A 13,546-nucleotide genomic window follows, 5' to 3' on the forward strand; every position below is an offset into this window, starting at 1 on the left:
GCCGATGCGCACCCCCGATTGCGGCCCGAACGAAGCCATTATGGCAGGAGTCGTCATCATGTCGGCAACGGATACGATCATCATCGAAGCGACGCGCGAAACCGGGCGGATCGAGCGGAACCGCAAGGCGGTCCGCATCTGGCTCGGTGTCGTCATCTTCACGCTCTTCTGTCTGGTCCTTGTCGGCGGCGCCACGCGACTGACCGACAGCGGCCTGTCGATCACTGAATGGAAGCCGATCCACGGCGTCATCCCGCCGCTCAATGCCGCCGAGTGGCAGGAAGAGTTCGAACTCTACCAGCGTATTCCGCAATATCAGCTGCTCAACAGCCATATGACGGTCGATGAGTTCAAGTCGATCTTCTGGTGGGAATGGGCGCACCGGTTCCTCGCTCGCTCGATCGGCATCATTTTCGCGCTGCCGCTTGCGTTCTTCTGGGTGACCGGACGGATTGAAAAGCGGGTACGCCTGCCGCTTCTCGGCACGCTGGCGCTGGGCGGGTTTCAGGGCTTTATCGGCTGGTGGATGGTCTCGTCCGGTCTCACCAAGCTTGTCAGCGTCTCGCAATACCGTTTGGCCACTCACTTGGTCATAGCCTGTCTGATCTTCGCCGCCTGTGTGTGGATCATGCGCGGGCTGGCGTCGCACGCAAAAGACCGTCCGCCGACGGACAAGTCGAAATGGGCGGCGGGTGCGATCGCCTTTCTCGTATTGTTTCAGATCTATCTCGGCGCGCTTGTTGCCGGTCTCGATGCGGGCTTGAGCTACAACACCTGGCCGATGATGGACGGCGCCTTCATCCCGGGCGACCTGTTCATCCAGAACCCCTGGTGGATCAATCTCTTCGAAAACCCGAAGACGGTGCAGTTCGTCCATCGCTGCGGCGCTTACGTTCTCCTCGCAGCCGTCTTCCTGCACATGATCGTGTCTCTGTCGAAGGCGCCGGAAACGACCCATGCCCGCCGCGCCGTGCTGCTTTTTATCCTTGTCGGTATTCAGGCCGCAATCGGCGTGCTGACGCTCGTTTTTCAGGTCCCGCTCGACATGGCGCTTGCCCATCAGGGCATGGCACTGATCGTGCTCGGCTTCGCTATCGCCCATTTCCGCGCCTTCTTCGGCGAATATCAGCGGGAAGCGACGATCGAGGTCAGGGGCTGAAAGCGCGCTCTTCGAGCAGTCGTCTCGCAATGTTCAGGAAGGCAAAGCGCTCCATCGCATTGCCTTCTCCCGAAATCCTGTCGCCGCCCTCTAGAGACCAGCAGATCGAAAGACCTGCATGCGCGATCGCGTAGCGCAGGATCTTTTCCCGCTCGCAGCCGATGGCCGGCGCAAACACGTCGACAAGACGGATGATCCGCCGTGGGTCGATGATATCCGCAAATGCGCCGTCCGGATTGCCGAAGACATTGGCGACATCATAGGCCGGATCGCCGAGAAGTCCCTGAGGGTCGATCGCAAGCCAGCCTCGCTCCGATCCGCTGACAATATTCTCGTGATGCAGGTCACCATGCAACGGGCGGATGTCGCTCTGCGACGAGAGCAGGTCATCGGCAATCGATGCACTATAGGCAAGAGCTGCCGAAAGATCGGGTTTATCTTCCCTGGAGGTCCGCTCGAACAAGGGCTGGAAATGCGACCGCAGCGGAATGAGGCTGTCAGGCGGCGCGTCGACTGATGTCGAATGCAGCTCTCCCAGAACCGACAGAATGATGTTGTTGGCGGCATCCTCGCCATGCTGAAGCCTGTAATCCTTCAACATCAGCGTTCCTGCGTCTTCAAGCAGGCAGGCCGTGTTCCGGCGATCCAGAACCAGCACGCTGCCGCACCCTTTACGCCAGTCGAGAAAGTCGATGCCGGAGAGTTCGTGCAGTCCTTCGGGTTTCAGTTGCTTGGTGATCGCCCGAGAGCCATCGCGTCGAAGAACGCGATGGACGAGGCTCGTGCGCGTATCCGCAATCAGTTCAGAAGACCGGATGCCCCATCGCTCCACAAGATCTGCGGGGAGGGATGGGCCCGCAATTGTCATCAGGCGGACAGCATCAGATCCATGTTCTGCACGGCTGCACCCGACGCGCCCTTGCCGAGATTGTCGAGCAGGGCGACGAGGTTCACATGCGCGCCGCCCGGAGTGCCGAACACGAAGAGCTTCATGCGATCGGTATTGGCCAGTTCTTCCGCATCGACGCGGCCGAGCTTGGTACTTTCCGCAAGCGGCACGACGGTGACGATATCCTGGCCGGCATAATGTGCAACGAGCGCCGCATGGATGCTTTCGATCGTCGTGCCGTCCTTAAGGTCGTCGAGGAAAAGCGGCACCTGCACGATCATGCCCTGCGCGAAGCGGCCGACCGAAGGCGAAAACAGCGGTGCGCGGTCGAGCAGGCCGTGGGTCTTCATTTCCGGTACATGCTTGTGCTTGAGCGGCAGGCCGTAGACGAAATTGTTGGCAGAAATCGAATCCTCGCGGGACTGGTCTTCCATCTGTGCAATCATCTGCTTGCCACCGCCGGTGTAACCGGAGACCGCATTGACGGAGACTGGATAGCCATCCGGCAGGATGCCGGCAGCGCGCAAGGGGCGGATGAGGCCGATCGCGCCGGTCGGATAGCAGCCCGGGTTGGCGACATGCCGGGCGGCCTTGATCTTGTCAGCCTGAGCTTTGTCCATTTCGGCAAAACCATAGGCCCAGTCGGATGCGATCCGGTAGGCGGTCGACGTGTCGATGATCCGAACGCTGTTATTGCCGGACAGCATGCCGACGGCTTCCTTCGAAGCATCGTCCGGCAGGCAGAGGATGGCGATATCGGCGTTGTTAAGCAGATCTTCGCGCATGGCGGCGTTGCGCCGCTCGGCTTCCGGGATAGACAGAAGCTCGACGTCGCGGCGGCCGGCCATGCGGGTGCGAATCTGCAGTCCCGTTGTGCCGTGTTCGCCATCGATGAAGATCTTCGGTGTCATTGCCTTTATCCTGTTAAATCAGTGCCCTGGAGAAGGAGCCGGAATCACTTTACCAGCCCGTTGAATCAGTTTGTTAAAGCCGGGACAGACGCTCGGCCCTGAGCCCGAGCATATACATTGCAACGGTAGCCCCGGCAATGGCGGTAATATCGGCATGGTCATAGGCCGGCGCCACCTCCACCACGTCTGCGCCGCGGATATCGAGGCTGCCGAGTTTGCGCAAAACCGACAGGATTTTCGCGCTGGATGGCCCGCCGGCGACCGGCGTGCCGGTGCCGGGCGCAAAGGCCGGGTCGAGGCAGTCGATATCGAAGGTAAGATAGACCGGCCGGTTGCCGACATGGGCGAGGATCGTATCTGCAATCTGCTGAGCGCCCATGTCCTCCACATCATAGCCGTGCAGGATGCGGATGCCGAAATCCTCCGGCGCATGGGTGCGGATGCCGATCTGGATCGAGTGCGCCGTATCGATCACGCCCTCCCGCACCGCGCGGGCGACGAAGGAGCCGTGGTCGATCCGCTCACCATCGTCATCCCACGTATCCTGATGCGCATCGAAGTGAACGAGGGCGAGGGGGCCGTGCTTTTCTGCATGGGCCTTCAAAAGAGGCCAGGTGACAAAATGATCGCCGCCCAGCGACAACAGGAAGGCACCGGAGGTGATGATCTCTGATGCCGTCTCTTCGATCAGTCCCGGCGTCTTCTGGTGATTGCCATAGTCGAGCAGGACATCACCGTAATCGACCACGGCCATGGCTTCGAACAGGTCGCGTGCGAAGGGATATTGCGGATCATTGTCGAAGATCGCCGATGCGCGACGGATCGCCTGCGGCCCGAAACGGGCGCCGGGCCTGTTGGAGACGGCGGCATCGAAGGGAATGCCGAGCACTACCGCGTCGGCACCCTCGACATCCTTGGAATAAGGCCGCCGCATGAAGGAAAGTGCGCCCGCATAGGTCGGGTCGGTCGCAGCGCCCCGAAAACCTTTCGCCGTAAAGGCGTTGTCGATCGATTTGCTTGCCATCCCCATCCTATCTCTCGAAACCGTATGCCCGTTCCACCCGTGCGATCCGCACCTGGTAATCCTCGTACCAGCGCTCCCTGCCCAGTTTCTGGGCCGCGGCATGCGAGACCACGGCCTTCCATGCCCTGATACTGTCTTCGTCTTTCCAATAGGAGTTGGTTATTCCGAAACCGTCAATGCCACGCGCACTCTCCACGCCGAGAAAGCCCGGTTGCTGGCTGGCAAGCTCGACCATGGCATCGGCCATATTGCCATATCCATTGTCGCCTTCGGTGCGACAGGACGAGAAGGCGACGACATAATAGGGCGGGGCGGGAAGTTGGGCAAAAGAAGTGGCCGGCAGGCTGGACATGTATCGCTCTTTCATCGTTTCGCAATCCGTCACGTTGGCGATCGGGGCGTGATAAGCAAATCTCAAATCTTGATGGATCGGAAGCGGCAAAAGCCGCCACCTTGCTCGCCTCGATTTCTGTATCGGAGCGAGACCTCTTCATCGGTTTCCGGCGTGTCTGATGGTTAAAATGTAGTGAAGCTTAAAATCGGAAATATTTCATTCAGGCACATTTAAAGCCTCCCGCTTATTCGGACATCATATCATGATTTCGGGTTGGGTGTTGATAATGTTAGCGTTTTTGAATGTAGCCTTGACCGGTGTGCGCAGATTGGGCGGCGATCGTAGCGGCAACTTTGCAATCGCCACTGCGGTCATGTTGCCGGTCCTGATTGTGGCCGGTGGCGGTGCTGTTGATGCATCTTCCGCCTACTTCGAGCGAAGCAGGATCCAGGGGCAACTCGATGCAGCCGTTCTGGCCGCGGCCGGTCAGAGCGACAGTGCCAAGCGCCAGTCCACTGCTGCAGGTTTCATGCCTGCATCGGCCGGCACGGGCGAAAACCCTCTTGTCGTCACCAATAACAGCGATGGGAGTGTAACCGGCACCTATACCTACACGATGCCGAATTCCTTTCTCGGTATTGTCGGCATCGACAATTTCAAGCTGGTTGTCACCGCGACGGCCATGGCAACCAGCAAATCTGGAGGGGAGACCGTTAATGAAGGGGCGGCATGTATTCACGTGCTTGCCAACACGTCTCAGGCCGTGCTGATCAATTCCGGTGCGAACGTGAAATCGGAGAACTGTGGAGTGGATGTTCTTTCCACCTCCAACCCGGCCTTCATCATGAATGCCGGAGCCAAGATCGAGACGCCGCGCTTCTGCGTCAAGGGCACGAACTACATCAAGAACGGTGGCACGCTCACCAACCTGAAGACCGGTTGTGCTGCCGCCGCCGACCCTTACGCCGGCAGGTTTGCGGAGCCGACGCTACCATCGAAATGTGAGACGTCCGGCGTGCCGAACGGCTCGACCTTCACCCTGAAGCCCGGCATGCATTGTGACGTGACCTTTAACGGCAGCCCGAAGATCACCTTCCTGCCCGGCCTTCACATCATCAAGGGCCGGATGATCATCAATTCCGGTGCGACGGTGAATGCAGAGGGCGTGACCTTCTATTTCCCCGACGTCAACAGCGAGATTCGCGCCAATGGCGGCCTGACCTTCAATGCGTCAGCACCCACCTCGGGGCCTTATGGCGGGGTGCTGATGTACGAGGCAACCAGCAGCGCCTCGAACAACTCGAACAAGCAGCAGTATATTTTCAACGGATCGGTGAGCGAGACTTTGAGCGGCATCATCTATCTGCCGAACCGCAACGTCACTTATAATTCGAAGACGAACCAGACGAGCCGCATCAACATGGTCGTCAACACGATGATCATGAACTCGTCCAACTGGAATATCGAGCCTTATGAAGGAGGCTCGTCCTCCAGTCAGCCGGGTTCAAGTTCGAGTTCGAGCGCCGTGCGGTTGATCAACTGACCGCGCAAATTGCTGCCTGTCATTCTGGCCGTTGCCTTCCGAAAGGAGGGCGGCGGCTTTTTCATTTATACCGCTTGCTAAGCTGTCGAGCGCCCAAAGAAAAAGGCGGAGCCGAAGCCCCGCCTTTCGATAAGCATAAATCCCGAAGCGATTAGCGCTTGGAGAACTGGAAGGAACGGCGAGCCTTGGCCTTACCGTACTTCTTACGTTCAACAACACGGCTGTCGCGGGTCAGGAAGCCACCCTTCTTCAGGACCGAGCGCAGGCCCGGTTCGAAGTAGGTGAGGGCCTTGGACAGACCGTGACGAACGGCGCCGGCCTGACCGGAAAGACCACCACCGGCAACGGTCGCGATGATGTCGAACTGACCGCTGCGGGCAGCCGAAACCAGCGGCTGCTGCAGGATCATCTGCAGAACCGGGCGTGCGAAATAGGCGGTGAAATCCTTGCCGTTGACAATGATCTTGCCGGAGCCAGCCTTGACCCAAACGCGGGCGACGGCGTTCTTGCGCTTGCCGGTTGCGTAGGAGCGGCCCTGCGCATCGACCTTGCGGACGTGAACCGGTGCTGCCTGGCCTTCAGCCGGAGCGAGGTCCTTCAAAGAGGAAAGATCAGCCATTATCAGGCGCTCCTTGTGTTCTTGCTGTTCAGCGAAGCCACGTCGAGAACGACCGGCTGCTGTGCTTCATGAGGATGGTTCGAGCCGGCGTAAACGCGCAGGTTCTTCATCTGGCGACGTCCGAGCGGGCCGCGCGGAACCATGCGCTCGATAGCCTTCTCGAGAACGCGCTCCGGGAAGCGGCCTTCGATGATGGCGCGTGCGGTGCGCTCCTTGATGCCGCCCGGGTAACCGGTGTGCCAGTAGTACTTCTTGTCGGTGTACTTCTTGCCGGTCAGGACGCACTTTTCAGCGTTGATGATGATGACGTTGTCGCCGTCGTCAACATGCGGGGTGTAGGTAGCCTTGTGCTTGCCGCGCAGGCGGTTGGCAACGATGGTGGCGAGGCGGCCGACAACGAGCCCTTCGGCGTCGATGATCACCCACTTCTTCTCCACCTCTGCAGGCTTCTGAACGAAGGTAGACATGGTTTTCTCTTTCGTTTGATCCCCGAGGCCGGAAACCGGTCGCCGGGGCGTTTCTTGTTGCTTGTATTGGCAGCCTTTCAGGCGCCAAAAAGAATGCGGGCCCGTTAAGGTCCGCAATCTAGCGCGCTTATAGCGTGACGCGCGCAGACGGTCAATGTTGGTGATCCAGGGGTTCGAAAAATAAATCGAGCAAAAACAAATGGTTAATTGTGTGGTATTTTAATACCATAATTTTGTCGGCTTGAGATTGCCGGCCTTTTATCCTTGTAAGGGGACTGAGAGCGGCGGCAATCCATCCATGTCGGTAATCTTTCGTTAGACTGTTAGGCTCCGCTAAAGTGTTGCGAACAAAGCTGGAATGTTCCCGCAACAAATGAGGCAAATTCCTGAATGCATCCCTTGGTTGGTCCTCGCGACTATGTGAAGCGCCGCAACATGTTGGCGATGGCGCAGTCAAAAGACTAGATAGAGCAAACAAACGACCAGATAGGCGGACAGAACCGCCGGGAGAGCCGTGTATGAACCATGACCGTTATGACGACGACTATATAGCCGGGATATTGAAGGAAGCCCGCACGATTGCGCTGCTCGGGGCATCGCCCAAGCCGGATCGGCCGAGCTATGGCGTCATGCGTTTCCTGCTCGAACGGGGTTACAATGTCTATCCGGTCAATCCGGGGCAGGCCGGCAAGGACATTCTCGGCCGCAAGACCTATGCGACGCTTGCCGATATCCCAGAGCCGATCGACCTGATCGACGTTTTTCGCGCGCCGGAATATCTGGATGGCGTGGTCGATGAAACGCTGGCGCTGGAAACGCAGCCGGCTGCGATCTGGGGGCAGCTCGGCGTACGTGACGACGCAGCCGCCGCCAAGGCCGAAGCGGCAGGCATCAAGGTTGTGATGAACCGTTGCCCGGCGATCGAATATCCGAGACTTGTTGGCTGACAAGTTAGAGGCGTGCCGGGATTCCTCGGATCGTCGGCACGCTTTAATTCAACCTCACGGCTCGCATTGAACGCAGCATGTTTCAGCCTTGCAGCAGTTCCGGGTCGGCGCGCATCGTGTTCAGGTTGACCGCATTGCCGCAGTAACCAACGAACTCCTGGCCGGCGATTTCGGCCTCGAGATCGTGGCGACAGCGGCTCTTGGATTTGCATTTGGTGCAGGTCAGCTGCATCTCCCGGTATAGAGCCGGATGTAGGACCGCGACATCGCTTTGATCGATGTTGAGGGCACGCATCATCTCGATCATCTCGTCTGCCGCATGTGGCCCTGCCTTGACCAGCTGCAGAAGATCATCCGGCGCGATCGCGCAATCCTTGGATATCTGTCGGATTGTAGCTTCGTCCAGCATGGCGATTTCCTCTGCTTCCGCGGCAGCCGACCATGCCTCCGCGCACCAGCTCAGGAACCGCCGCGAAATGCTGGTATGTTCCTCGTATGCCATCCTTCCCATGACGTCCTCCTTCGTTTCGAGAAAGATGCGCCCGGCGGAATTATATTCCTTGATCCCCGTCAACGTCCGCGCTTTGCTGCGACAAGATAAAACAAGTCACATTTTGGGGAGGGTCTAATGCCGCCATTCAATCCGGGTTTTTCCACGCTTGCCGTCCATGCCGGTGCGGCGCCTGATCCGACCACCGGCGCGCGGGCAACGCCGATCTACCAGACGACGTCTTTCGTCTTTAACGATGCCGAGCACGCGGCAGCACTCTTCGGCCTGCAGCAGTTCGGCAATATCTATACACGGATCATGAACCCCACTCAGGCCGTCCTTGAGGAGAGGGTGGCGGCGCTCGAAGGCGGCACGGCGGCACTTGCCGTCGCATCCGGCCATGCGGCGCAGATGCTTATCTTCCATACGATCATGCAGCCCGGCGCGAATTTCGTTGCCGCACGGCGTCTTTATGGTGGTTCGATCAACCAGTTCGGCCACGCCTTCAAGAATTTTGACTGGCATGTGCGCTGGGCCGATACCGATGACCCGGCAAGTTTCGAAGCAGCGATCGACGGGGAGACCCGTGCGATCTTCATCGAAAGCCTCGCCAATCCGGGCGGCACCTTCGTCGATATCTCGGCAATTGCCGACATCGCTCACCGCCGCGGCTTGCCGCTCATCGTCGACAATACGATGGCAAGTCCCTATCTGTTGCGGCCGCTTGAGCACGGCGCCGATATCGTCGTCCACTCGCTGACTAAATTCCTCGGCGGCCACGGCAATTCGATGGGCGGCATTCTCGTCGATGGCGGAACCTTCGACTGGTCGAAATCCGGCAAATATCCGATGATGTCGGAGCCGCGACCTGAATATGGCGGCATCGTCCTGCACGAGACCTTCGGCAATATCGCCTTCGCGATCGCTGCCCGTGTGCTTGGCCTGCGCGATCTCGGACCGGCAATCTCTCCCTTTAACGCCTTCATGATCCAGACCGGCATCGAGACCCTGCCGCTCAGGATGCAGAAGCATTGCGACAATGCGCTGGCGGTTGCCAGATGGCTGAAACAGCATCCGAAAATCGCCTGGGTCCATTACGCGGGCCTTGAGGACAATCCCAACCATCTGCTGCAGAAGCATTATTCGCCCAAGGGTGCAGGCTCGGTCTTCACCTTCGGCATCGAAGGCGGCTATGAGGCCGGCAAGAGTTTTGTCGAAGGACTGCAGCTCTTCTCCCATCTTGCCAATATCGGCGACACCCGCTCGCTCGTCATCCATCCGGCATCGACGACGCATCGCCAGTTGACCGAAGAGCAGCAGATCGCGGCGGGTGCCGGACCGGATGTCGTGCGCCTGTCGATCGGCATCGAGGATGCCGCCGATATCATTGCCGACATCGAACAGGCCTTGTCGAAAGTGAGCTGACGCTTCTATAGAAGCCGCTCATGTTATCATTTCTACATGGTCGGCCGCTATCGGCTGACTGTGCGGTTCTGCGAAAGTCCCCTCCCAACCCTCCCCACAAGGGGGAGGGCTAACCCCGTTGCGCCGCAGAGGCTCAAATGAGCCAAGGCGGCTGCGGCGGTTTTCTCCTCCCTTGTGGGGGAGATGGCCGGCAGGCCAGAGGGGAATTGGCAGACTGCAGAGGAAAAATCAGAGAAAGGGCAGGGGCGTGCGCCGCTGCTCCAATGGAGAATACCCGTGAGCGAGCAGTCACTTCTTCGGCTGTCCATCGCCGTCACGGCCTTATTGGCTGCATTCGGCATTACCGTCGGTCTCGTGTCCGGCTCTTTCGCCATCGTCTTCGATGGCTTCTATTCCCTGACCGACGCCTTCATGACGATCTTGGCCCTGCTGGTCTCAAGGCTGATCGTCACGTCGGCGGAGCCGACGGCAAAAGGAAAGCTGATCGATCGCTTCAGCGTCGGCTTCTGGCATCTCGAGCCGATGGTGCTTGGCCTGAACGGTACGCTTCTGATGGGCGCTGCGGTCTACGCTTTCATCAGCGCCGTCGGCAGCCTGCTTTCTGGCGGACGGCCGATCGATTTCGGCCCCGCGGTTATCTTCACGATCGTCACCGTGACTGTCTCCTTCGCCATGTGGCTGTTCTGCCGTCGCGCCAACCGGGCGCTGAATTCCAGCTTCGTCGCGCTCGACAGTCAGGCATGGGCGATGACCGCAGCACTGACCTCGGCTTTGCTGGTCGCCTTTGCGGTCGGCCACGCAATCGAGGGGACGGAGTTCGAATGGCTCAGCCCCTATATCGATCCGGGTGCGCTCGCGCTCATCTGCCTGATCATCGCGCCGGTGCCGTTTTCGAATGTGCGCCAGGCGGTTGCCGACATCCTTCTGGTCACACCGGTCGAGCTCAAACAGCATGTCGATGCGGTCGCAGAAGCCATTGTCGAGCGCCACGGGTTTCTCTCCTATCGCGCCTATGTCGCCCGTGTCGGCCGCGGCCGGCAGATCGAGCTCTTCTTCATCGCCCCATCCGACTGGCCGCCGCGTCATCTCTCCGAGTGGGATGCTATCCGTGACGAGATCGGCGAGGCGATCGGCGGCGAGGGGCCTGATCGCTGGTTGACAATCGTCTTCACCGGCGATCCGGAATGGGCGGACTGAGCGCCATCCCTATCGGTCGCTGAAGTCATTCATTCGCATTTTATTAAACATGTTTCGAATTGGCACAGGCTCTGCCGTAATCCTTTCCCATCCATATGCGTTGATAGGCAGAACCTAGAGCGAGGGCATTGCATATGGACAGCTTCCGGCAGAAGACGATTTTGGTCGTGGAGGATGAGGCGCTTATCCGTTTTGCGATCGCGGATGCGCTTGAGGATGCGGGTTATGCGGTGCTGGAGGCGGGAACTGTTCTGGAAGCCGTCGGCAAGCTCGGCCAGCACGAACATATCGATCTTGTCCTCACCGATATCGATATGCCGGGTGGCCTGAACGGCATCGATTTGGCGAAAATGGTTGCCGAATGCGCACCGAAAATCAGCATCATCGTATCGTCGGCCCGCAGCCACCGTGATCTGGACGGCCTCCCGGATGTCGCGCACAAGCTGGCAAAGCCCTGCACCGCAGCCTTGCTGCTTTCCACCGTCGGAAGTGTGCTGAAGGCCAAGGAGCGTGCCGCCGGGGAGGCGCAGCGTCAGAGCGCCTGATCTTTGTCTCGACAAATGAAAATGCCGCGGAAATCGTTCCGCGGCATTTTTTGTTTTCAGATTTTCGTTTACGCCGTCTCGGCCATTGCGTTGACGGACGATTCCGCCCTGATACGCACCTTGTCGATATTGCGCCCGTCGAGAGAAACGACTTCGTAGGTCAGGCCGCCGAAGGTGAATGTCTCGCCCTGTTCCGGAAGATGGCCGAGGCGCCAGAGGATGAGGCCCGCCAGCGTCGAGTAGCGGTCGGCGTCGTCCACCAGATCGCTGTCGAGAAGACGCGACACGTGGCGGATGTCGATCCAGCCATCGACCAGAAGCGAGCCGTCTTCGCCCCGCTCCACCGTCAACTGTTCCTCGTCGTCATCGGCAAAATCACCGGCAATCGCTTCCAGCAGGTCGGTTGCCGTGACCATGCCTTCTACGGAACCGTATTCGTCGAGCACGATCGCCACCTGCAGCGGCGACTGACGCAGCTGTTCGAGCAGACGCAGCGCATTGACGCTTTCATGTACTACAAGCGGCTGGCGCAGCGAGCGTTCAAAATCGATCTTGCCGGTTTCGATGAAGTCGCGCAGCAGGTCCTTGGCAAGGGCTACGCCGAGGAACTCGTCGAGACTGCCGCGGGCAATCGGGAAGCGGGAATGGCCTGATTCCAGAACCTTGCGGCGAAGTTCCTCGTCGCTGTCTTCGATATCCAGCCAGTCGATGTCGAGCCGATGGGTCATGACCGACTTCGCTGGACGATCGGCAAGCGTCAGGACGCTTTCGATCATCTCGTGTTCGACCGGCGTGAACAGCTCGTTTTCCGAAGCGCGTTCGGCAATCACGTCGGCAGTGTCACCCAGCGAGGTCTCGCTGCGGCGGCTGCCGAGCAGCGAAAGCACGGCGCTGGCCGTACGGTCGCGCAGGTCGCCAGTGCTCATGAAGCGCTCGCGGTTGCGACGGCCGATCTGGTTGAAGGCTTCGATGAGCACCGAGAAGCCGATCGCGGCGTAGAGATAGCCCTTCGGGATATGGAAGCCGAGGCCTTCGACGATCAGCGAGAAACCGATCATCATCAGGAAGCCGAGGCAGAGGATGACGACGGTCGGATGTTTCGACACGAAGGCCATCAGCGGCTTCGAGCACAAAAGCATGAGGCCGACGGCAACGATGACGGCAATCATCATGACGGAAAGATGCTGGACCATGCCAACGGCGGTGATAACGCTGTCGAGTGAGAAGACCGCGTCGAGTACGACGATCTGCACCAGAACCTGCCAGAACACCGCATGTTCGATCTTGCCTTCCTTGTGGCCGGAATGACCTTCGAGCCGCTCATGCAGTTCCATCGTGCCCTTGAACAGCAGGAACACGCCGCCGAACAGAAGGATCAGGTCACGGCCGGAAATTTCGAGGCCGGCGACGGTGAAAAGCGGTGCCGTCAGCGTCACGATCCAGGCGACGGAGGCAAGCAATATAAGGCGCATGCCGAGCGCCAGGCCGAGGCCGATAAGGCGTGCTTTCTCCCGCTGGTGTTCGGGCAACTTGTCGGCAAGGATCGCGATAAACACGAGATTGTCGATGCCGAGAACGATTTCTAGAACAATAAGGGTGGCGAGACCCGCCCATGCGGCGGGGTCGGACATCCATTCGAATATCATGATGACAAGCGGCGCACCGTTTCTGGTGGCCAATCCTTCTGTGGTTGAAAGGGAAAACAAAAAATGCCGCCCCAGAACGGGGACGGCAGCAGACTATGAATAGAGGGGATGGCGTGTTTGGGCGCTCCCGGCTTTCGTCGGGGCGCGGTCGTCTCTCGACCTGGAATGTGGAACGTCCGGTCCGATGTCCTTGCCGATTTCGATTGGACAGTCAGGCCGGACACACGCAATCGGCTGTCCATGGCGAAGCGCTATAGCCGATTATTGCCACAATTGCATCGGGACATTGTTCATTTTTTCGAGAAGACAGGTTCGGCAGGGTGTTCCCACATAGTCGAACACCCTGTTAT

14 protein-coding genes are annotated in these 13,546 nt (G+C 59.1%); 6 read left to right on the forward strand and 8 right to left on the reverse strand.

All coding sequences use genetic code 11. The features are described 5' to 3' along the window. Window positions 1–58 precede the first annotated feature (58 nt). Entirely contained in the window at window positions 59–1,159 is a 1,101-nt protein-coding gene (locus ACI3K0_RS09170; RefSeq protein ID WP_394353681.1) for a COX15/CtaA family protein, read from the forward strand. Here the strand turns inward: ACI3K0_RS09170 and ACI3K0_RS09175 are convergent. From ACI3K0_RS09175 to ACI3K0_RS09190, 4 genes are all read right to left on the reverse strand, one after another. Continuing rightward, window positions 1,149–2,027 (reverse strand): aminoglycoside phosphotransferase family protein, encoded by an 879-nt coding sequence (locus tag ACI3K0_RS09175; protein WP_183827090.1) that lies wholly within the window; start codon window positions 2,025–2,027, stop codon window positions 1,149–1,151. The two genes, ACI3K0_RS09170 and ACI3K0_RS09175, sit on opposite strands and share 11 nt — an antisense overlap. Next, a complete protein-coding gene (argC, locus tag ACI3K0_RS09180) occupies window positions 2,027–2,959 on the reverse strand; it encodes an N-acetyl-gamma-glutamyl-phosphate reductase (protein WP_183827086.1) in 933 nt (310 codons plus the stop codon). Before argC ends, ACI3K0_RS09175 begins: the two co-directional genes overlap by 1 nt. 73 nt (window positions 2,960–3,032) lie before the next feature. Continuing rightward, window positions 3,033–3,983 carry an agmatinase gene (gene speB / locus ACI3K0_RS09185; RefSeq protein ID WP_183827083.1) on the reverse strand — a complete coding sequence of 317 codons (951 nt, stop codon included), beginning with the start codon at window positions 3,981–3,983 and terminating at the stop codon, window positions 3,033–3,035. Window positions 3,984–3,990: 7 nt separating this feature from the next. Beyond that, window positions 3,991–4,335, reverse strand: coding sequence for an antibiotic biosynthesis monooxygenase (locus ACI3K0_RS09190; RefSeq protein WP_148145310.1), 345 nt, complete (start codon window positions 4,333–4,335; stop codon window positions 3,991–3,993). 268 nt (window positions 4,336–4,603) lie between these two features. On the opposite strand from ACI3K0_RS09190, the gene ACI3K0_RS09195 reads away from it, so the two are divergent. Continuing rightward, window positions 4,604–5,860 carry a TadE/TadG family type IV pilus assembly protein gene (locus ACI3K0_RS09195; RefSeq protein ID WP_183827080.1) on the forward strand — a complete coding sequence of 419 codons (1,257 nt, stop codon included), beginning with the start codon at window positions 4,604–4,606 and terminating at the stop codon, window positions 5,858–5,860. 151 nt (window positions 5,861–6,011) lie between these two features. Here the strand turns inward: ACI3K0_RS09195 and rpsI are convergent, their stop codons facing one another. Together rpsI and rplM are read right to left on the reverse strand one after the other, a co-directional pair. Beyond that, window positions 6,012–6,479: a 30S ribosomal protein S9 gene (gene rpsI, locus ACI3K0_RS09200; protein WP_148145308.1), complete on the reverse strand. Its 468-nt coding sequence runs from the start codon at window positions 6,477–6,479 to the stop codon at window positions 6,012–6,014. Window positions 6,480–6,481: 2 nt separating this feature from the next. Further along, complete coding sequence (gene rplM, locus ACI3K0_RS09205; RefSeq protein WP_148145307.1) at window positions 6,482–6,946, reverse strand: 50S ribosomal protein L13; 465 nt, start codon at window positions 6,944–6,946, stop codon at window positions 6,482–6,484. A gap of 518 nt (window positions 6,947–7,464) precedes the next feature. On the opposite strand from rplM, the gene ACI3K0_RS09210 reads away from it, so the two are divergent. Further along, complete coding sequence (locus ACI3K0_RS09210) at window positions 7,465–7,893, forward strand: CoA-binding protein (RefSeq protein ID WP_148145306.1); 429 nt, start codon at window positions 7,465–7,467, stop codon at window positions 7,891–7,893. A gap of 82 nt (window positions 7,894–7,975) precedes the next feature. On the opposite strand, the gene ACI3K0_RS09215 is transcribed toward ACI3K0_RS09210, so the two are convergent. Further along, the gene (locus tag ACI3K0_RS09215) at window positions 7,976–8,404 is read right to left on the reverse strand and encodes a DUF6455 family protein (protein WP_206826180.1); all 429 of its coding nucleotides are present in this window, start codon (window positions 8,402–8,404) and stop codon (window positions 7,976–7,978) included. 117 nt (window positions 8,405–8,521) lie between these two features. Here ACI3K0_RS09215 and ACI3K0_RS09220 point away from each other — a divergent pair, with 117 nt between their 5' ends. From ACI3K0_RS09220 to ACI3K0_RS09230, 3 genes are all read left to right on the forward strand, one after another. Beyond that, entirely contained in the window at window positions 8,522–9,808 is a 1,287-nt protein-coding gene (locus ACI3K0_RS09220; protein WP_183827074.1) for an O-acetylhomoserine aminocarboxypropyltransferase, read from the forward strand. A gap of 276 nt (window positions 9,809–10,084) precedes the next feature. Further along, a complete protein-coding gene (locus tag ACI3K0_RS09225; protein WP_343062577.1) occupies window positions 10,085–11,005 on the forward strand; it encodes a cation transporter in 921 nt (306 codons plus the stop codon). A gap of 134 nt (window positions 11,006–11,139) precedes the next feature. After that, the gene (locus tag ACI3K0_RS09230; RefSeq protein ID WP_183827068.1) at window positions 11,140–11,550 is read left to right on the forward strand and encodes a response regulator; all 411 of its coding nucleotides are present in this window, start codon (window positions 11,140–11,142) and stop codon (window positions 11,548–11,550) included. Between the two features lie 68 nt (window positions 11,551–11,618). Here the strand turns inward: ACI3K0_RS09230 and ACI3K0_RS09235 are convergent, their stop codons facing one another. After that, window positions 11,619–13,196, reverse strand: coding sequence for a TerC family protein (locus tag ACI3K0_RS09235; RefSeq protein ID WP_183827506.1), 1,578 nt, complete (start codon window positions 13,194–13,196; stop codon window positions 11,619–11,621). Between the last annotated feature and the right edge of the window lie 350 nt (window positions 13,197–13,546).

This window comes from Rhizobium sp. ZW T2_16 (assembly GCF_044987325.1).
Taxonomy (GTDB): Bacteria; Pseudomonadota; Alphaproteobacteria; order Rhizobiales; family Rhizobiaceae; genus Neorhizobium; species Neorhizobium cellulosilyticum.

Excerpts from the sequence above, each read along its gene's own strand:
- ACI3K0_RS09170 (WP_394353681.1), top strand. The coding sequence starts at position 59 with ATGTCGGCAACGGATACGATCATCATCGAAGCGACGCGCGAAACCGGG.
- ACI3K0_RS09175 (WP_183827090.1), bottom strand. The coding sequence starts at position 2,027 with ATGACAATTGCGGGCCCATCCCTCCCCGCAGATCTTGTGGAGCGATGG.
- argC (WP_183827086.1), bottom strand. The coding sequence starts at position 2,959 with ATGACACCGAAGATCTTCATCGATGGCGAACACGGCACAACGGGACTG.
- speB (WP_183827083.1), bottom strand. The coding sequence starts at position 3,983 with ATGGCAAGCAAATCGATCGACAACGCCTTTACGGCGAAAGGTTTTCGG.
- ACI3K0_RS09190 (WP_148145310.1), bottom strand. The coding sequence starts at position 4,335 with ATGTCCAGCCTGCCGGCCACTTCTTTTGCCCAACTTCCCGCCCCGCCC.
- ACI3K0_RS09195 (WP_183827080.1), top strand. The coding sequence starts at position 4,604 with ATGTTAGCGTTTTTGAATGTAGCCTTGACCGGTGTGCGCAGATTGGGC.
- rpsI (WP_148145308.1), bottom strand. The coding sequence starts at position 6,479 with ATGGCTGATCTTTCCTCTTTGAAGGACCTCGCTCCGGCTGAAGGCCAG.
- rplM (WP_148145307.1), bottom strand. The coding sequence starts at position 6,946 with ATGTCTACCTTCGTTCAGAAGCCTGCAGAGGTGGAGAAGAAGTGGGTG.
- ACI3K0_RS09210 (WP_148145306.1), top strand. The coding sequence starts at position 7,465 with ATGAACCATGACCGTTATGACGACGACTATATAGCCGGGATATTGAAG.
- ACI3K0_RS09215 (WP_206826180.1), bottom strand. The coding sequence starts at position 8,404 with ATGGGAAGGATGGCATACGAGGAACATACCAGCATTTCGCGGCGGTTC.
- ACI3K0_RS09220 (WP_183827074.1), top strand. The coding sequence starts at position 8,522 with ATGCCGCCATTCAATCCGGGTTTTTCCACGCTTGCCGTCCATGCCGGT.
- ACI3K0_RS09230 (WP_183827068.1), top strand. The coding sequence starts at position 11,140 with ATGGACAGCTTCCGGCAGAAGACGATTTTGGTCGTGGAGGATGAGGCG.
- ACI3K0_RS09235 (WP_183827506.1), bottom strand. The coding sequence starts at position 13,196 with ATGATATTCGAATGGATGTCCGACCCCGCCGCATGGGCGGGTCTCGCC.